This window comes from Streptosporangium sp. NPDC020072 (assembly GCF_040631445.1).
Lineage (GTDB): Bacteria > Actinomycetota > Actinomycetes > Streptosporangiales > Streptosporangiaceae > Streptosporangium.
This window is the reverse complement of sequence record NZ_JBEYAB010000005.1, coordinates 294,941-313,057: the sequence shown is the minus strand read 5'-3', so window position 1 is coordinate 313,057 and position 18,117 is coordinate 294,941. Positions and strand designations below refer to the sequence as shown.

General features: G+C 72.9%; 15 protein-coding genes. 13 read left to right on the top strand and 2 right to left on the bottom strand.

The window, feature by feature from the left end; genetic code table 11:
- Positions 1 to 90: 90 nt before the first annotated feature.
- A complete protein-coding gene (locus tag ABZ470_RS13870; RefSeq protein WP_352011382.1) occupies positions 91 to 1,470 on the bottom strand; it encodes a glycosyltransferase in 1,380 nt (459 codons plus the stop codon).
- Positions 1,471 to 2,163: 693 nt separating this feature from the next.
- Between ABZ470_RS13870 and ABZ470_RS13865 the strand changes: the two genes are divergently transcribed.
- The 12 genes from ABZ470_RS13865 (at position 2,164) to ABZ470_RS13810 (ending at position 14,433) form a co-directional block, all read left to right on the top strand.
- A complete protein-coding gene (locus ABZ470_RS13865) occupies positions 2,164 to 3,255 on the top strand; it encodes a ring-opening amidohydrolase (RefSeq protein WP_362911552.1) in 1,092 nt (363 codons plus the stop codon).
- 51 nt (positions 3,256 to 3,306) lie between these two features.
- A complete protein-coding gene (locus tag ABZ470_RS13860) occupies positions 3,307 to 4,833 on the top strand; it encodes a serine/threonine-protein kinase (protein ID WP_352011384.1) in 1,527 nt (508 codons plus the stop codon).
- Between the two features lie 4 nt (positions 4,834 to 4,837).
- A complete protein-coding gene (locus ABZ470_RS13855; RefSeq protein WP_362911551.1) occupies positions 4,838 to 7,663 on the top strand; it encodes a BTAD domain-containing putative transcriptional regulator in 2,826 nt (941 codons plus the stop codon).
- Between the two features lie 79 nt (positions 7,664 to 7,742).
- Positions 7,743 to 8,369: a hypothetical protein gene (locus ABZ470_RS13850; protein WP_352011386.1), complete on the top strand. Its 627-nt coding sequence runs from the start codon at positions 7,743 to 7,745 to the stop codon at positions 8,367 to 8,369.
- Positions 8,353 to 8,925, top strand: a complete 573-nt coding sequence (locus tag ABZ470_RS13845) for an OmpA family protein (RefSeq protein ID WP_362911550.1) — start codon at positions 8,353 to 8,355, stop codon at positions 8,923 to 8,925. The genes ABZ470_RS13850 and ABZ470_RS13845 overlap by 17 nt, the downstream gene beginning before the upstream one ends.
- 50 nt (positions 8,926 to 8,975) lie before the next feature.
- Positions 8,976 to 9,572 (top strand): SseB family protein, encoded by a 597-nt coding sequence (locus ABZ470_RS13840; RefSeq protein ID WP_362911549.1) that lies wholly within the window; start codon positions 8,976 to 8,978, stop codon positions 9,570 to 9,572.
- A gap of 59 nt (positions 9,573 to 9,631) precedes the next feature.
- The gene (locus ABZ470_RS13835) at positions 9,632 to 10,372 is read left to right on the top strand and encodes an A24 family peptidase (protein ID WP_362911548.1); all 741 of its coding nucleotides are present in this window, start codon (positions 9,632 to 9,634) and stop codon (positions 10,370 to 10,372) included.
- A 68-nt stretch (positions 10,373 to 10,440) separates the two neighbouring features.
- On the top strand, positions 10,441 to 11,619 hold the full coding sequence (gene aroC / locus ABZ470_RS13830) for a chorismate synthase (RefSeq protein WP_352011390.1): 1,179 nt from the start codon (positions 10,441 to 10,443) through the stop codon (positions 11,617 to 11,619).
- Between the two features lie 22 nt (positions 11,620 to 11,641).
- Positions 11,642 to 12,145 carry a shikimate kinase gene (locus ABZ470_RS13825; RefSeq protein WP_352011391.1) on the top strand — a complete coding sequence of 168 codons (504 nt, stop codon included), beginning with the start codon at positions 11,642 to 11,644 and terminating at the stop codon, positions 12,143 to 12,145.
- Positions 12,142 to 13,218: a 3-dehydroquinate synthase gene (aroB, locus tag ABZ470_RS13820; protein ID WP_362911547.1), complete on the top strand. Its 1,077-nt coding sequence runs from the start codon at positions 12,142 to 12,144 to the stop codon at positions 13,216 to 13,218. Before ABZ470_RS13825 ends, aroB begins: the two co-directional genes overlap by 4 nt.
- Positions 13,219 to 13,222: 4 nt before the next feature.
- Positions 13,223 to 13,654: a type II 3-dehydroquinate dehydratase gene (gene aroQ / locus ABZ470_RS13815; RefSeq protein WP_352011393.1), complete on the top strand. Its 432-nt coding sequence runs from the start codon at positions 13,223 to 13,225 to the stop codon at positions 13,652 to 13,654.
- Positions 13,654 to 14,433, top strand: a complete 780-nt coding sequence (locus ABZ470_RS13810; protein ID WP_362911546.1) for an SGNH/GDSL hydrolase family protein — start codon at positions 13,654 to 13,656, stop codon at positions 14,431 to 14,433. The genes aroQ and ABZ470_RS13810 overlap by 1 nt, the downstream gene beginning before the upstream one ends.
- Positions 14,434 to 14,481: 48 nt before the next feature.
- Here the strand turns inward: ABZ470_RS13810 and ABZ470_RS13805 are convergent, their stop codons facing one another.
- Positions 14,482 to 16,521: an ATP-dependent DNA helicase gene (locus ABZ470_RS13805; RefSeq protein ID WP_352011395.1), complete on the bottom strand. Its 2,040-nt coding sequence runs from the start codon at positions 16,519 to 16,521 to the stop codon at positions 14,482 to 14,484.
- 265 nt (positions 16,522 to 16,786) lie between these two features.
- Between ABZ470_RS13805 and ABZ470_RS13800 the strand changes: the two genes are divergently transcribed.
- Positions 16,787 to 18,082, top strand: a complete 1,296-nt coding sequence (locus ABZ470_RS13800) for a hypothetical protein (RefSeq protein ID WP_362911545.1) — start codon at positions 16,787 to 16,789, stop codon at positions 18,080 to 18,082.
- Positions 18,083 to 18,117 lie beyond the last annotated feature (35 nt).

Below are 18,117 nucleotides of genomic sequence, written 5' to 3'. Positions count from 1 at the left end.
GGGGCAGTACGGCGAGGCCGGAGGCGAGCAGCACGCCGAGCAGTAACAGGACGGTGATGGCCAGGGCCTCTGGCCAGCGCAGACGGTGGTTCAACGGAGAATCCTCCACAGATCACGAATGAGGGGGAGGGCGATGTAGGTGGTGCCGACGGCGAACAGGGTCAGCGCCCAGTACTCACCCCACCCGTAGACGGACGCGCGCAGCGCGATGCCGATCCAGGTGGCGGCCGTGGTGACGGTCAGCCAGACGAAGGCCATGCGGGCGACGGTCGAGACGAGCGTGCTCTTGCCCGCGGCGGCGCCGCTGGGCACCCACGCCGCGGCCTGGTTGCGCACCGCGTGCACGATGGAGATCAGATGACAGTAGGCGTACAGGGTCTGGGCGCGGGTCACCTCGAAGCGCCAGCGGCTCACCGAGACCGCGGGCAGCAGCACCAGCGCCACCCAGAGGGGCCCCACGAACGGGATCATGTGCCACGCCCTGACCTCGTCCGGATAGAAGGCGAGCATGACGAGCCCGGGCAGCGGGACGGCCGCGATGTTGGCGGCGGAGACGAAGTAGCTCAGGAAACCGCTGTAGTAGGACAGCCGTACCCGCCACGACATCGGCGTGCGGTGGAAGTCACGGTCGAACAGCAGGCTCATGCAGCCCATCGCCCACCGGTACTGCTGGGCGATGTAGGAGGCGACGTTGTCGGGGGACAGGCCCTTGGCCAGCAGCACCGGGACGTACTTGGTGCGGTAGCCGTGCTTCATCAGCTCGACGCTGGTGTAGATGTCCTCGCTGTGGTCGATCTTGGGGAAGCCCCCGATCTCCTCAAGCGTCGCGCGCCGGTAGACCACGTTCGTGCCCACGCAGATGGCTCCGCCGTCGGCGTCCCGCGACGGTTGCAGCCACCGGTAGAACATCTCCTGGGCGGCCCCGGCCGTACGCTGCAGCCAGGGCATCTCCTGCGTGGTGTCGAAGTACTGCGGCGACTGGGCCACGGCGATCCTCGGGTCCTCCAGATAGGGGACCAGGTGGGACAGGAAGTCGGGCCTTGGGCAGAAGTCGGCGTCGAAGACCGCGACGACCTCGCCCGAGCTGATCGACAGGCCGTGGTTGAGGTTGCCGGCCTTCTTCAGGTACCCCTGGTCGGGCCGCGCGCTGTACCGGAAGCCGTGCCGTACGGCTAGCTCCTCCACCTCGTCGCGGGCGGCGTCGTCGAGCACCCAGACCGTGACTGGACCGTTCCACCGGAGTGCTCCCACGTGGCGGAAGGTGTTGCGCAGGATCTCCATGGGTTCGCCCCTGGTCGGCAGGAAGACGTCCACGGAGGGCAGGCGGGCGGGCCGCCAGGAACGCACGAGCAGCTCGTGGGACTCCCAGGTGGTCAGCCGCTGACGCTGCCCGTCGACGAACGACATCGTCCATCCACTGAGGTTCAGCAGCAGGGCCACGAAAAACGGCCACAACGCGGGATGGCGCATGGAGAATAGGAAAAGAGTCCCTGCGGTTAATGTCAGGGAAAGGGGCACGGACAGAAGCACCCAGCGCTTTTGTGGCCCGAAATACAGTTTCAGCTCGTCGTCGGACGGAGGCTGTGGAAGATATTGATCGGCCTTGTCAGGAGGCGCGTCAAGTAATGCAAGCATGCGGAGAACCCCGTTTTCTCAGCTGCGTGGAGCGGCTCGTTTTCCACCGCTGGATCAACTGTAAACAAAGTTATTGGTGTCGCGTGCGCGGGCAGATGATCTAGCGGGAAACGTGACGTTAACTGAACGTCATTCGGTGCTGTGAAATATCCGTCGATGTTGTGAGAAGTGGCGATATGTCCAAAATCATCGGATGTTTGGATGTGTCGCAGATCACAGGTTTGAAGCGGCCCGCGGGCGGGGCCGTACCGTGCGGGGGCCGGGTGCGCGGACCGCCCCGGGAGAACGATTACCGATCAAGGAGCCCCCAGGCGCCCTCCTCACGGGTGCCCGTCCCCGGACGGGGAAACCGCTCCCCGCGCCGGTGCCCGCCCCGCGCGGTGGGTATCGCAACGGGTGTCGCGACCCCGGGGCCGGTCCGGGCCGGGGGTCGCGAGGCCGCAGTGAGGCCACAGCGAGGCCACAGCGAGGCCACAGTGAGGCCACAGGGAACCCACAGGGAAGCAGCGGGACCGAGAGGTGACAGGGATGCCGGAACCGATTGAAGTGCGCAAGGTGGCGATCGAGAGCGTGACCGACGCCTCCGGGTTGTCCCGGCTCATCGACGACGGGGTGATCGAGGCGCACCGGGTCCTCGCGGTGATCGGCAAGACCGAGGGGAACGGCGGGGTGAACGACTACACCCGCATCCTGGCCGACCGCGCCTTCCGTGAGGTGCTCGCCGAGCGGGGGCATCCGGCGCCCCAGGACGTCCCGCTGGTCTGGTCCGGCGGCACCGACGGCGTGCTCAGCCCGCACGCGACGATCTTCGCGACCACGGCGGACGCCGAACCGAGCCAGGAACCTCGCCTGAGCGTCGGCGTCGCGATGAGCGAGGTCATCCTGCCCGAGGACATCGGCCGCCCCGCGATGGTCGAGAAGGTCGCCGCGGGCGTCAGGAAGGCCATGGAGACCGCCGGGATCGACGACCCCGCCGACGTCCACTACGTCCAGACCAAGACGCCCCTGCTCACCCTCGCCACCATCAACGACGCCAGGTCCCGGGGCCAGGACGTGGTCGTCGAGGACACCGGGCCCTCGATGGACATCTCCAACTCGACCACCGCCCTCGGCGTCGCGGTCGCGCTCGGCGAGATCGGGACGCCCACGGCCGGGCAGATCCACCGGGACCTGTCGCTGTACTCCTCCGTCGCCTCCTGCTCCTCGGGGGTCGAGCTGGACAGGGCGCAGATCGTCGTCGTCGGCAACGTCAGGGGCATCGGCGGGCGCTACCGGATCGGCCACTCCGTCATGCGGGACGCGCTGGACGCCGACGGCATCTGGGCGGCCATCCGGTCGAGCGGGATCGACCTGCCGGAGCGCCCGCACCCCTCCGACCTGGACGGCAGGCTGGTCAACGTGTTCATGAAGTGCGAGGCGGACCCGTCGGGCAGGGTCAGGGGCAGGCGCAACATCATGCTCGACGACTCCGACGTGCACTGGCACCGCCAGATCAAGGCGACCGTCGGCGGTGTCGCGGCCAGCGTCACCGGCGACCCCGCCGTCTTCGTCTCGGTCGCCGCCGTCCACCAGGGCCCCAGCGGGGGCGGCCCGGTCGCCGCCATCGCCGACCTGGGCTGAGTGCCGGGGCTTTTGTCCCTGGTGTCGGTGTTTGATCGTAAGGTGACTCCGGTGAACGTGATCGGCGGATACGTGCTCAGGCGTGAGCTTGGCCGGGGCGGCATGGGCGTGGTGCACCTCGCCACCACCCCGACCGGCGGCCTGGCCGCGGTGAAGGTGATCCATCCCCGGCTCACCGACGATCCGGCCTTCGTCCGGCGCTTCGAGCGCGAGGTGGCCGCGGCCCGCAGGGTGGCCAGGTTCTGCACCGCCCCCGTCCTGGACGCCGGGATCGACGGGGACGTCGCCTACCTCGTCACCGAGTACGTCAAGGGCCCAAGCCTGGCGCAGGCCGTACGGGAGCAGGGGCCGCTGACCGGCGCCAATCTGGAGGCGCTCGCGGCCGGGATCGCCACCGCGCTCCACGCCATCCACGAGGCCGGGGTGATCCACCGCGACCTCAAGCCGTCGAACGTGCTGCTGTCCCCGCTCGGCCCGCGGGTGATCGACTTCGGCATCGCACGGCTCGCCGACGAGGAGAGCCTGGCCAGCCAGGCGATCCTGGGCACGCCCGCGTTCATGGCGCCCGAGCAGGTGCGCGGTGAGCCGCCGACCCCCGCCGCCGACGTCTACGCGTGGGGCGGGGTGATCGCGTTCGCGGGCACGGGCCGCCTGCCGTTCGGCGGAGGCTCCCCGCCCGAGGTCCTGTACCGGATCGTCAACGAGGGGCCGAACCTCGACGGCCTCGAAGACCGGATGCGCGCGGTCGTCGAACGGGCCATGGCCAAGGACCCCGCGCGCAGGCCGAGCGCCGGGCGGCTGCTGGGCGAGCTGATCGGCGGCAGCCCGACCCCGGCGACCGCCACCCAGGCCGTAGAACGCTCCTGGACGGTCACCGCTCAGGAGGAGCCCGCCGTCCCTGACGGGCCCGCCGTCGCCGAGCCGGGGAAGAGGGCCCGGCGCCGGTGGCCGTGGGCTCTGGGCGCGGTCGCGCTCGCCACGGCCGTCACCGCAGGCGTGGCCGTCCAGGCCGGTTTCGGCGCCGCGCCCGCTCTGCCCTACCACGCGGACTTCGCCGACTCCTGGGAGGTCGGCGTGACAGAGGGCGGCCGGAGCGAGCGGGACGGCGCCGCCTACCTGCTGACCGCCAACCCCGGGTGGCGGCTGTGGAAGTCGGCCCCCTTCCCCGGCGAACGCGCGCAGGACGTCGTGGTCAGCTCCTCGGCCCGGCTCGAAGCGGGGTCGGGGGAGTTCGGCGTGTGGTGCCGTGGCGACCTGGGCACCGGCGACCGGTACGAGTTCACGGTCGCGGGTTCCGGAGACGCCTCCATCGTCAAACGGCGCGCGGGGCGGGGCGTCGTCCTGGACGGGCCGGTCCGGGTACGGGGAACGGCGGACAGCCGTGTCGTGGCCCGGTGCGGTCAACGGGGTACGGCAACCGCCCTGAGCATGTGGGTCGACGACGTCCTGGTCGCCGAGGCCGTCGACACACGCGATCCGTACGGCCCCGGCGCGGCCGGAGTCCACGCGGCGCCGGACACCGGCGCCCCGGTCCGGGTCAGGTTCCGCTCGTTCGACCTCAGCGGGCCGAAGGGCTGAGACGGTGCGGTTCGGCGTGCTGGGGCCGCTGCTGGTCCTCGACGGTGATCGCGACCTGACCCCCGGGCCCGCGAAACACCGCGCGCTGCTGGCCGCCCTGCTGCTGCGGTCCGCGCGGCCGGTGGCCGTCGACCGGCTGGTCGACGAGGTGTGGGACGGACGGCCGCCGGCCTCGGCGGAGGCGGTGCTGCGGGTCTACGTCAGCGCCCTGCGCAAGGTGGTGGAGGGGATTCGCACCGTGCCCGGCGGATACCTCCTCGACGTCGACCCCGACCGGGTGGACGCGCACCGGTTCGAGCGGCTGGTGGCGGAGGCCACGCGAGCCGGGGAGGCGGGCGGGCGGGCCGAGGCGGCAGAGGGGCTGCGCGCGGCCCTCGCACTCTGGCGGGGGCCCGCGCTGGCCGACGTCGAGTCGGACACGCTGCGGCGCGCGCACGCCGTACGGCTTGAGGAACTGCGGCTGACCACGGTCGAGGAGCGGGTCGAACTGGACCTGGCACTCGGCCGGGGCGCGCGGGTGACCGGGGAACTGCGCGCGCTCGTGGCGGCCTACCCGCTGCGGGAACGGGCGTGGGGGCAGCTCGTCACGGCCCTCGGCCAGGCGGGACGCAGGTCGGAGGCGCTGGGCGCCTACCAGGAGGCACGGCGGCTGCTGGTCGGGGAACTCGGCCTCGAACCGGGGGAGGCGCTGCGCGAGGCGCACGAACGCGTGCTCGCGGGCACCTCGACCCGGGCCGGACAGGTGCCGAACGAGACACCGAACGAGACACCGCCGGACATCGCCGACTTCACCGGGCGTGAACACGTGCTGGACTGGATTCGCCGGTCGGTGCCCGACGCCGCGGGCGCGCCCGTCCACCTGGTGCTGCACGGCCCGGCGGGGGTGGGCAAGTCCGCGGTCGCGGTCCACGCGGCCACCGCGCTCGACTTCCCCGGCGGGCGGCTGCACGCCTCGCTCGGCGGCAGGACGCCGGAGGCGGTGCTTGAGGACCTGCTGCGCTCGCTCGGCTGCCAGGAGACGGCGATCCCCGCAGGCCTGGACGGGCGCGTCCGTCTCTACCGCAGCACGGTGAGCGGACGGCGCCTGCTGGTGGTGCTCGACGACGCGGAGCGGGAGGCCCAGGTACGCCCGCTGCTGCCCACCGGGCCCGGCTGCCTGACGCTGGTGACCAGCCGCTCGCCGCTGCACGGCCTGGAGGCGGCGCGCGCCCGCGAACTCGGCGTGTTCGACCGGGACGAGTCCGTGGCGATGCTGGCCGGGGTGGCCGGGCGGCGTCGCGTCGAGGCGGAGCCACGGGCGGCGGCGCGGATCGCCGAGTTGTGCGGCGGGCTGCCGCTGGCCCTCAGAATCGCCGGGTCCAGGCTGGCCAGGCGTCCCGGCTGGACCCTGGAACACCTGGCGGGACGTCTTGAGGACGAACGCGGACGCCTGGACGAGCTCAGCGCGGGTGACCTGGCCGTGCGCGGCAGCCTGGCGCTGGGCTACCGCGCCCTCTCCGACAGGGAACGCCTGCTGCTGCGCCGTCTCGGCGCGCTGTCGGCCCCCGACTTCGCCCCCTGGGCGGCCTCGGCCGTCCTCGGCGCGCCCGCCGAGGAGACGCTTGAGGCGCTGGCCGGGGCGGGCCTGCTGCAGGCGCGGGGTCTCGACCCGGCAGGTCAGGAGAGGTACGGCTGGCACGACCTGACCAGGCTCTACGCGGCCGAGCGCCTGGCCGCGGAGGAGGGTCCGCCCGCCGGGGTCCTGGCCGCCGCGGCCCCGGAGATCCTCGACCGCGCCCGGCGGGCCAGGGCGCTGCTCCTGCCCGCGGAGCCGGGCTCGGGCCTGACCCTGGCCCGTACGGCCGAGCAGGCCGCGGCCGCGGAGACCGCGCTCCTTCGGGAGTCGGCCCGCTGGCTGGCCGCGGAACGGAGGTTCCTGGTCGCGACCGTCGCCGACGCGCGGCGGGCGGGCCTGGACGAGATGGCCTGGCGGCTGGCCTTCTACCTGACGCCCTTCTTCGAGCTGGGCGCGCACCGCGAGGACTGGCGCTCGGCCGTGGAGGAGGGGCTGCGGGCCGTACGGCGCGCGGGGCACCGCAACGGTGAGGCGCTGCTGCTCAGATCCCTGGCCGACCTGCACCGTGTGGAGGGCAGGCTGCCCGAGGCGGCCGAGGCACTGCGGCGGGCGCTCGGGCTCGCGGAGCCGGGGGAGGCGGCCCGCGTCCGGTACCGGCTCGGCCTGGTCCACCTCGCCGGGGAACGGCCGTCCGAGGCGCAGGCGTGTTTCGTGGCGTGCCTGGCCGCCTTCTCCGCGGCGGGCGACCGGCGGGGCAGGGCCGACGCGCTGCGCGCCCTCGGCGGACTGCGCCGGGATCGGGACCTGCTCTCAAGGAGTCTGGAGGCCTACCGTGAGCTGGGCGACCCACGGGGTGAGGCGGCGGTCTCGCTCGACCTCGCCGGGCTTCTCCTGGACGCGCGGCGGCTTCGGGAGGCGAACGAACGGGCGGAACACGGCCTCGGCCTGGCCAGGCGGCTGGGGGACCGGCTGCCCGAGGCCGCGGCGCTGACGGTCCTGGCCGGGATCGCCCTGGCGGAGGGCAGGGCGGACGTCGCCGGGCAGAACGCGCGGGAGGCGCTGGAGACCTTCCGCGAGCACGGGGACCGCGCCGGTGCCGCGCGGGCGACGCTCACCCTGGCGGAGGCGTTGCTCGGGCTTGATGAGATTGATGAGGCGTTTGATGGAGTAATGCGAGTTATGGGAGAGTTCGACGCTCTCGGTGACCGGCGAGGCCGCGCCGCGGCGGAAGAGCTCGCCGACGAGGTACGACGCCGCCGTGGCCTGCGCGTATAGCGCGCTATACGCGTCCTGAAGGTGGCCCGCCTACGGTCGGGACCGACGCGAACCACGACGGGCAAGAGGTGGAAGCACGATGGGAAGAGGGATCACGCCGGCGCTGGCCGCCGCCGTACTGGCGGCCGTGCTGAGCGGATGCGGGGCGCTCCCCGGGCAGCGGGGCGGCGGCGGTGAGGAGAGGCAGCCGCTCCCCGCCTCCGCGGCCACGACCGGGGCCGCCGGGCAACCCGCGGAGAGGTCTTCGGAACAGCCCTCGGAGCAGCGGGACGTGCCCGTCGAGCAGGACGTCGAACAGGAGAAGGTGATCGCCGCCAGGAAGGTCAAGGCGGGCGGCGCCGACCTGGTCGTACGGATCACCGGCCTCAGGCGGCAGGGCAGGCTGGCCACGCTGACCTGGACGGTCACCAACACGGGCGACGCCAGATGGCAGATGAGCAACGACATGGGGGACACCCCGGGCGGTCTCGGGCTGACCGTCGGGGGGATCAGCCTGGTCGACCCGGTCAACGGCAAGCGCTACACCGTCGCGCGCACCGGCGCCTATCCCAAGGTCACCTGCCTGTGCTCCAGCTACGACGTGTTCACCGAGCCGGACGAGGTGCTGCCGCTGCACGCGGCGTTCGCCGCCCCGCCGCCGGACGTCACGAAGATCAACGTGGACCTCAAGGTGCTGGGCGTGTTCGCCGATGTCCCGATCTCCTGAACATCTCACGGCCCTGACGCTCACACTCGTCCTGGCGGTGGGACATCCGGCGGCCGCGTGGGCCGACCCCGCCGACCCTGCGGCGGCCACGGCCGGGGTCGAGGAGATCGTCGCCCGTGTCGAGGACGTCGTCGCCGAGGTCGAGTCGCTCGACGGCGCGGAGAGCGAGTCGAAACGCGGGGAACAGATCACCGTCGCGCTCACCAGCGACGTGCTGTTCGCCCTCGACAGGGCCGTGCTGACCACCGGGGCGAGGCTGCGCCTGCGGCGGATCGCCGAGCGCGTCCGCGCCGAGTCCGCGGGCGGCGAGGTCAGGATCGAGGGGCACACCGACGACCAGGGGAGCGACGCCTACAACGACGCGCTCTCGCTCAGACGGGCACGGGCCGTGGGGCAGGTCCTGCGGGCCGCCCTCGCCGGCACCGGGACGACCCTGCTGGCCAGGGGGTTCGGCGAGTCCAGGCCCAAGGTGCCCAACATCGTCGACGGCGCTCCCGTCGAGGCGAACCGAGCGAGGAACCGGCGGGTCGAGATCGTCTTCGACGCCGCCCGGTGACCCTCCCTCGGCCGAGGACCCGCCGGTCACCGAGGGTAGGCTTCGGGGTCGTGCCGAGCATTCCCCAGCCACTGGTCCCCGGCGACGACGGCTCAGCCGACGCCGCCGTCTCGTCCGCGCTCGCCGCCTTCTCCGCGGGCACGGCCGACGTGGGCGCGGTGATCGCCGCCCTCGGCGGGGCGCGGCTGCTCGTCCCGGTCGTGGCCCTGCTGACGGAGTCCGAGGTCGGCGAGCACGGGCTGCGGCAGGAGAAGGAGAGCGAGATGGCCCTGCCGAAGCTCGTCGGCAAGGACGGCAGGCAGGCGGTGCTCGCCTTCACCGGGACCGGTCCGCTGAAGCTGTGGCGTCCCGACGCCCGCCCCATCCAGGCGACGACCCCGCAGGTCTGCCAGGCGGCGGCGCACGAGGACGCCGCGGCCGTGGTGATCGACGTCGCGGGCCCGGTGCCGTTCGTGATCGAGGGAGCCGTGCTGCAGGCGTTCGCCGCGGTCGGGGCCGGCACCCTCGACCGGCTCGGCTCCGAGACCCCGGGGGTCACCGTGGCCCGAATGGAGGCCCGCACGGAGGCCGGAGCCGAGACGGCCGTCCCCCGGCGCCGCCGCCTCGGCTGGCCGCTGGTCGGCAGGTCGTCACGCGGCCGGGACTGACCTTCCCGCGTTAGGGTTCGGGCCGTGGACGAACACGGCCGACCTTCCCCGGGGGCGCGGTGAACCACCTCCTGCTCCTCGCCGCAGCCCTGGCCGGGCTGCCGCTCGGCTTCTGGGCGAGAGACCTGGCCATCCGCCACTCGGTCGGGGAGGAGGCCCTCCTCGGGCACGCCTGCCCGCGCTGCGCCACGGCGGTCGGCGGCGGCCCGGTCGCGTCCCTGAGACTCGCGGCCGGGCGCTGCCCGGGGTGCCGGGCACGGATCGGGCCGCCGCCGCTGGTGGCCGAGGTCCTCACCGCGGTGACGCTGGCCGCCCTCGCGTCGCGGTACCCATGGCCCGAGCTGGCCGCCTACGGGTGGCTCACGGCCGTCACGGTCGCCCTGGTCGCCGTGGACGTCGCCGTCCACCGGCTGCCCGACCGGCTCACCGCCGCCGCCTTCCTGGGCACGGCGGCGCCGCTGACGGTCGCGGCCCTGACACGGGACGGCGCCCCGGACCTGGCCAGGGCGCTGCTCGGCGGCCTGGTCCTGACCGGCCTGTACCTCCTGCTCTTCCTGGTCAACCCGGAGGGCATGGGGCTCGGCGACGTCAAGTTCGCGGCGGCGCTGGGCGTGGCGCTCGGCCGGCTCGGCTGGGACGCCCTGGTCACCGGCGCCTTCCTCGGCTTCCTCGCCGGAGGCCTGTACGGCGGCGCCCTGGTGGCCGCGCGCCGGGCGGGACGCGGCAGTGAGATCCCCTTCGGTCCCTTCATGGCCGCCGGTGCCTTCGCGGTCATCCTCACGGCCCAGGGAATCCGCTGACATGCCGGAGCGTCTCAACCAGTGAGCCTCGGCCATTCCAGTGGGCGGCACATGGAAGACTTGTCACCATGTTGCGCTGGTTGACCGCCGGAGAATCCCACGGCCCCGAGCTCGTCGCGATCCTTGAGGGCCTGCCCGCAGGGGTGGAGGTGACCACGGCCGACATCGACGGGGCACTGGCCAGACGCCGCCTCGGTTACGGCCGCGGCGCCCGGATGAAGTTCGAGCAGGACGTGGTGAACATCGTGGGCGGCGTACGGCACGGCCGCACGCTCGGCAGCCCGGTCGCCATCCGCGTCGGCAACACCGAATGGCCCAAGTGGGAGACCGTCATGGCGGCCGACCCGGTCGATCCCGCGCTGCTGGAGGGGCAGGCGCGCAACGCGCCGCGCTCACGCCCCCGGCCGGGCCACGCCGACCTGGCGGGCATGCAGAAGTACGGCTTCGACGACGCCCGCCCCGTGCTCGACCGGGCCAGCGCCCGCGAGACCGCCGCCAGGGTCGCCTTGGGCCAGGTCGCCCGCGCCTTCCTCAAGCAGGCCCTGGGCGTCGACATCGTCAGCCACGTCGTCTCCATCGGAGGGGCGCAGGCGACGCCGGGCGTCCTGCCCGGCCCCGAGGACATGGCCGCCGTCGACGCCGACCCGGTGCGCTGCGCCGACCCCGAGGGCAGCGCCGCGATGGTCGCCGAGATCGACAAGGCCCACAAGGACGGCGACACCCTCGGCGGGGTCGTCGAGGTCGTCGCCTACGGCCTGCCGCCGGGCCTGGGCAGCTACACCCACTGGGACCGCCGTCTCGACGCCCGCCTGGCCGCCGCGCTGATGGGCATCCAGGCCATCAAGGGCGTCGCCGTCGGCGACGGCTTCGAGACCGCCCGCCGTCCCGGTTCCCGGGCCCACGACGAGATCGAGAACACCTCGGACGGCGTGCGCCGCATCACCAACCGCGCGGGCGGCGTCGAGGGCGGCATGACCAACGGCGAGCCGCTGCGGGTCAGCGCCGCCATGAAGCCGATCTCCACCGTGCCCAGGGCACTGGCCACCATCGACGTGCTGACCGGTGAGGCCGCCAAGGCCCACCACGAGCGTTCCGACGTGTGCGCCGTGCCCGCCGCCGCGATCGTCGCCGAGGCGATGGTCGCGCTGGTCCTCGCCGACGCCGCGGTGGAGAAGTTCGGCGGTGACTCCGTCGAGGAGGTCGCCAGGAACCTGTCCGGCTACCTCTCCTCGATGGTGATCAAGTGAGCGTGCGAACCGAGGAGGAACGGTGAGTCCCCGCGTAGTCCTGGTCGGCGCCCCCGGCGCGGGCAAGTCGACCGTAGGCCACCTGCTCGCCGAACGGCTGGGGGTCGCCTTCCGCGACACCGACGCCGACGTCGAGGCCACGGCGGGCAAACCGGTCAGTGACATCTTCGTCGAGGACGGCGAGGAGCACTTCAGAGAGCTTGAGGCGCGGGCCGTACGGCTGGCGCTCGACGAACACGACGGCGTGCTGTCCCTGGGCGGCGGCGCGGTGCTGGCCGAGGCGACGCGGGAACTGCTCGCCGGTCACCCCGTGGTCTACCTGGAGGTCGGCCTGGCGCAGGCGGTGCAGCGGGTCGGTCTGGCCTCGGCCCGGCCACTGCTGGTGCTCAACCCGCGCAGCCGGCTCAAGAAGCTCATGGAGGACCGCCGCCCGATCTACGAGGGTCTGGCCGTCCTCACCGTGGCCACCGACGAGCGCGACCCGGAACAGGTCGTCGACGAGATCGTGAAGGGACTCGGATCATGACGACCTCCAGGATCAAGGTGTCCGGAGAGTCCCCCTACGACGTGGTGATCGGCACCGGGGTGCTCAGCGAGCTTCCCGCCCTGCTCGGTCCCGCGGTCCGCACCGTCGCGGTGGTCCACCCGGCGAGCCTGCCGGAGATCGCCAGGCCCGTGTGCGGGGCGATCGAGGCGGCCGGTTACCAGGTCGTCGCGCTGCCGGTGCCCGACGCCGAGCAGGCCAAGACGGTCGAGGTGGCCGCCGGGCTCTGGTCGGCCTTCGGCGCGCACGGTGTCACACGCTCCGACGCGGTCGTCGGCGTCGGAGGAGGGGCGACCACCGACCTGGCGGGCTTCGCCGCCGCCACCTGGCTGCGCGGCGTCAAGGTCGTGCAGGTGCCGACCACGCTGCTGGGCATGGTCGACGCGGCGGTCGGCGGCAAGACCGGGATCAACACCCCCGAGGGCAAGAACCTGGTCGGCTCCTTCCACCCTCCGGCGGGCGTGCTGTGCGACCTGGCCACGCTGGTCTCGGTGCCCCGCGACGACTACGTCGGCGGCCTGGCCGAGGTCATCAAGGGCGGCTTCATCGCCGACCCGGTGATCCTCGACCTCATCGAGGAGGCCCCACAGGAGGCCAGGCACCCCGAGGGCCGGCACACCCGCGAGCTCATCGAGCGCAAGGTGCAGATCAAGGCCGACGTGGTCGGCGCCGACCTGCGTGAGGGCGGCCTGCGGGAGATCCTCAACTACGGCCACACCCTGGCCCACGCCATCGAACGGGCCGAGGGGTACCGGATCCGCCACGGAGAGGCCGTCGCCATCGGCATGGTCTACGCCGCCGAGCTGTCCCGCCTGGACGGCCGGATCGGCGCCGCCGTCGTCGAGCGCACCCGGTCCATCCTGACCTCCGTCGGGCTGCCCACGGCCTACCGCCGCGACGCCTGGCCCGGTCTGCGCGAACACATGCGCCTTGACAAGAAGAGCCGCGGCGCCAGGCTGCGCTTCGTCGTCCTCGACGACCTGGCGAAGGTGTCCCCGCTTGAGGACCCGCCGGAGGAGCTGCTCGAAGCCGCCTACGAGGAGATCGCCAGGTGATCGGATGAGACCCGTCTACGTGCTCAGCGGCCCCAACCTGTCGCGGCTGGGCACCAGGGAGCCCGACGTCTACGGCGCGGAGACCCTGGCCGACCTGGCGGCGCTGTGCCGGGAGACGGGCCGGGGGCTGGGCCTGTCCGTGGACGTCAGGCAGACCGACGACGAGGCCGAGATGATCTCCTGGCTGCACGAGGCGGCCGACGGCCGGATCCCGGTGGTGCTGAACCCCGCGGCGTTCACCCACTACTCCTACGCGCTGCGCGACGCCATCGCCCAGCGGACCGCGCCCCTGGTCGAGGTGCACATCTCCAACCCGGCCGCCCGTGAGGAGTTCCGGCACAACTCGGTGGTCGCGGGCGTGGCGACCGGCACGATCGCGGGCTTCGGGCTGAGGTCCTACGTGCTGGCGCTGCAGGCCGTGGCGGAGCTCGTGTAGTGGGCCACCGTACCTTCGCCTCCTTCGCCGCGCTGGGCGACAGCTTCACCGAGGGACTGAACGACCCCGGCCCCGGCGGCGAGGGCGGACCCTTCAGGGGCTGGGCCGACCGGGTCGCGGAACGGCTGGCCGCGCTCGAACCGGAGTTCCGCTACGCCAACCTCGCCGTGCGGGGCAGGCTGCTCGGCCAGGTCGTCGAGCAGCAGGTCCCCAGGGCGGTCGAGATGCGGCCCGACCTGGTCAGCCTCTGCGCGGGGGGAAACGACCTGCTGCGCCCCGGCTGTGACCCGGACGCGATGGCCCGGCTGCTGGCGGGAGCCGTACGGGATCTGCGGGCGACCGGCGCGGAGGTGCTGCTGTTCACCGGTGTCGACCCGCGTGACACCCCGATCATGCGCCGTGCCCGCGGCACCTTCGCGATCTTCTACATGCACGTCAGATCCATCGCCGACCTGTACGGCTGCCGCCTGGTCGACCAGTGGTCGATGCAGGGCCTGCGCGACTGGCGCGCCTGGAGCGAGGACCGGCTGCACATGAACGCCGAGGGGCACCGGCTGGTGGCCGCCAAGGTGTGCGACGTCCTGGGGGTCGAGTGCGCGGACGAGTGGCGCAAGCGGTGGCCGCCGCGTGAGCGGGTCACCCCCGGTGAGCGGCGGCGCGAGGACGTCCGGTGGGTCAGAGAGCACCTGGGCCCCTGGGTCGTCCGCAGGCTACGCGGACGCTCCTCAGGCGACGGCCTCGACCCCAAGCGCCCCGACCTGGGCCTTCTCGATCTCTAGGGCCTGTTTCGCGGACCCTCGCCACGGCGAGGATCCGCGAAACGGGCTTCAGCCCTTCCCGAGGCGCCTGAGCGCGTCGCGGACCTTTCCCGGGTCGTTGGTCGGCCAGAAGGGCGGCAGCGAGTCGCGCAGGAAACCGGCGTAGCGGGCGGTGGCGAGGCGGGGGTCGAGGACCGCGACCACCCCCTTGTCGTGCTGGCTGCGCAGCAGGCGGCCCGCCCCCTGGGCGAGCAGCAGGGCCGCGTGGGTCGCGGCGACCGACATGAAGCCGTTGCCGCCCCTGGCGGTCACGTGGCGCTGCCTGGCGGAGCTCAGCGGGTCGTCGGGGCGCGGGAACGGGATGCGGTCGATGATGACCAGCCGCAGGGAGGGGCCGGGCACGTCCACCCCCTGCCACAGGGTCAGGGTGCCGAACAGGCAGGTCGGCTCGTCCTCGGCGAACTGCTTGACCAGCAGCATCGTTGAGTCGTCGCCCTGGCAGAGCAACGGCACGCTCAGCCGCTCCCGCAGCGCCTCCGTGGCGGCCTTGGCGGCCCGCATCGAGGAGAACAGGCCCAGGGTGCGGCCCCCCGCGGCCTCGATCAGCTCGGTGATCTCCTCGAGGTAGGCCTCGGGAAGGCCGTCACGGCCCGGCTGGGGCAGGTGCTTGGCGACGTAGAGGATGCCGCTGCGCGCGTGGTCGAAGGGGGAGCCGACGTCCAGACCCCGCCAGCCGTCCTTGGCGCCCTTGCCGTCCCCTGAGCCGAGACCCCACTGGCGGGCCAGGCCGTCGAAGGCGCCGCCGAGCGCCAGCGTCGCCGAGGTGAGGACCACCGTACGGTCGCCGAAGAGCTTGTCGCGGAGCATCCCGGCCACGGTGAGCGGGGCGATCCGCAGCAGGGGCGGTCGCCGGTCGGTCGCCGCCTCCAGCCAGACCACCTCGGCCCGGTCGACCTCCTCCGCGTGACCGAAGGCGTCCAGCATCCGCTGCGCGGTGTCGTGGATCTCGTCGAGGGCGGTGAAGGCCGCCTTGCGCAGGCCCGCGCCCTCCGGGTCGTCCTTGTCGCCGCCGGACCTGGGTCCGAGCGCGGTGATGCAGGCCCAGGCCGCGTCGCGCACCAGGGCCAGGGTCATCCCGAGCACCGGGGGCAGCTCGTCGAGGCGCCCGGCGGGGGCGACGGCGAGCAGGTCCTTGAGCTGCTCGCCCGCCTCCATGAGCCGGTCGGAGATCGCCTGCTCGATCAGCCGCCCGACCCGGCGGACCGTCACCGAGACCATGGCCTCCGACAGCTCGCCGCTGACCACCGAGGTGACCCGGTCGACCAGCTCGTGCGCCTCGTCGACCACGACCACCTCGTGCTCGGGCAGCAGGGAGAAGTCCTCCATGGCGTCGATGGCCAGCAGCGCGTGGTTGGTGACGACGACGTCGGACTCGCCCGCGCGGGCCCTGGCCAGCTCGGCGAAGCACTCGGCGCCGCTGGGGCAGCGGGTGGCGCCCAGGCACTCGCGTGAGCTCACGGAGAACTGCCGCCAGGCCTGCTCGTTGACGCCCGGCACCAGCTCGTCGCGGTCGCCGGTCTCGGTCTCCTGGGCCCACTCCTGGATGCGCTGGACCATCCGGCCGGTCGCGTTGACCTCGCGTGGGTCGAAGAGCTGGTCCTGCTCCTCCTCGGGCCAGCCGGCCGCGGCCTTGTAGCGGCACAGGTAGTTGCGGCGGCCCTTGAGGATGGCGAAGGTCGGCTGGTGCGGCAGCCGGGGGGCGAGGGCCTCGGAGAGCCTGGGCAGGTCGCGGTCGACGAGCTGACGCTGCAGCGCGATGGTCGCCGTGGAGACGATCACCGCGCCTTTCGATGACATCGCGTGCCGGATGGAGGGGATCAGATAGGCCAGGGACTTGCCGGTGCCGGTGCCCGCCTGGACGGCGAGGTGGTCGCCGGAGGAGATCGCCCGCTGGACCGCCCGCACCATCTCGATCTGGCCGGGGCGTTCGACCCCGCCGACCGCCTCGACGGCGGCGCTCAGCAACTCCTCGACCTGGGGCAGGTCAGGCGCGGTCGCGGGGACCGCCGTGGGGGCGTCTTCGGCGGAGGTGATCGAGTCGGTCGGCACGACAGCCAACCGTACCGGCTTCCCCCGACAGACGCGGCTGGCTCCGGTGAGTCACCCCCTGTGCGCATCCCGGCATTCCGGGACGCGAGGCTCGCGGCGCGTGGCAGACTTGGCTGGATCAATCCGGATCACCGCCCTCGTACGGTCAAAGAAGATCGCCCGTTTCGGCTCACCGGGATGGAGGATGGGGGTGGAAAGACCGGTTCGGTAGGGTTTTCCGGGGTTGAGTGGACGAATAAAGGCTGGTTAAAGCACTATGTCCTCTATGTCGGAAGTTGTCCCCTTGCCGTCGTTCGGTGAGGTGTTCTTCGACGAGCGTGGCCAGGAGCGGGTGCTCCGGGTCACCTGGCACGAAGGCACCCTGGTGCTGAGCCTGTGGCGCGGCGAGATGTGCACCGCCAGTTTTCGCATGCCCATGAACGATGTCGGGCGCCTGGTCGACACCCTCGACGAGGGGTTCGTCGAGGCCGGGGGACAGTACCCCGACGAGGTCGGCGAGACGACGGGGCAGGGCGGCTACCAGGACCCCAACGGGTTCCCCGGGACCGGGCAGTACGCCAGGCCGGCGCCTGAGGACTACGCGAGCCCGCCGCAGCAGTACACCGACCCCGCGGCCACCCAGGTGGTCCCCGCCGCCGAGGAGCCGCGTCCCGCCGCGCTCAGCCCGACCGACGTGCTCGTCGCCAGAGGCGCCGTCCCGCCCGTCGAGCGCCCGCCCGCGGGATACGGTCCCGACGGCGTGGTGCCCCGGGAGAACATGATCGTCAACGACAGCCTGTCCTACGGTCAGCCCGCCGAGCAGGCCGGGCACGGCCAGGCGGAGCCGGTCTACCAGATGCCGGGCGACCTCTATCCGCCCCAGCAGCCCGCCGCCCCCTACGGCGGAGCGGCCCCGCAGGGGTACGGCGCGCAGCCCCAGGACCCGTACGGCGCGGCCAGGCAGCCCGATCCCTACGCCACGGCCCCCGCCCACCAGCCCGACCCCTACGGTGGCCCGGCCCAGCAGGCCGATCCCTACGCCGCCGCTCCCGTTCAGCAGCCCGACCCGTTCGCCCAGCAGCCCGACCCGTTCGCGCCGCAGAACCGCCCCGACCCGTACGGTGTCACGGCCCCCGCCCCGCTGCCCGCCGACCCCTACGCGTCCCAGGGCCCAGGACAGCGCTCCGGACAGCGTCCCGCCGACCCCTACGTCCAGGCGGGCACGACCGACCCCTCGGGCTTCCCGGCCCACTCCTACCCTCAGGCGCAGCCCGACCCCTACGGTTATCCGGCCCCGGCGCAGCCCGACCCCTACGCCTTCGGCGCCAGGCAGGCGGGCCATCCGGCGGACCTGAGAGACCTGTACGGCCCGCAGGGCTACCAGGAACAGCCGGTTTACCAGGAGCAGCAGACCTCCTACCAGGAGCCGCCCGCCTACCAGCAAGACGTCGACCCGTCCGACCCGCTGGGCATCTTCGGAGGCCAGCAGCAGGACAGGCGCTCGCGCTCACGCTCCCAGGAGTCGCCGCACTCGACCGGTGAGCGGCTGCGTCCCGAGCACGAGGAACGCCGCGACTGGTGACCTGACGGATCACCGAAGGGCCATCCCGTAGTCTG

Bases quoted from the DNA above. Each gene is read 5' to 3' on its own strand.
- ABZ470_RS13870 (WP_352011382.1), bottom strand. From the start codon at position 1,470: ATGCGCCATCCCGCGTTGTGGCCGTTTTTCGTGGCCCTGCTGCTGAAC.
- ABZ470_RS13865 (WP_362911552.1), top strand. From the start codon at position 2,164: ATGCCGGAACCGATTGAAGTGCGCAAGGTGGCGATCGAGAGCGTGACC.
- ABZ470_RS13850 (WP_352011386.1), top strand. From the start codon at position 7,743: ATGGGAAGAGGGATCACGCCGGCGCTGGCCGCCGCCGTACTGGCGGCC.
- ABZ470_RS13845 (WP_362911550.1), top strand. From the start codon at position 8,353: ATGTCCCGATCTCCTGAACATCTCACGGCCCTGACGCTCACACTCGTC.
- aroC (WP_352011390.1), top strand. From the start codon at position 10,441: ATGTTGCGCTGGTTGACCGCCGGAGAATCCCACGGCCCCGAGCTCGTC.
- aroB (WP_362911547.1), top strand. From the start codon at position 12,142: ATGACGACCTCCAGGATCAAGGTGTCCGGAGAGTCCCCCTACGACGTG.
- aroQ (WP_352011393.1), top strand. From the start codon at position 13,223: ATGAGACCCGTCTACGTGCTCAGCGGCCCCAACCTGTCGCGGCTGGGC.
- ABZ470_RS13800 (WP_362911545.1), top strand. From the start codon at position 16,787: ATGTCGGAAGTTGTCCCCTTGCCGTCGTTCGGTGAGGTGTTCTTCGAC.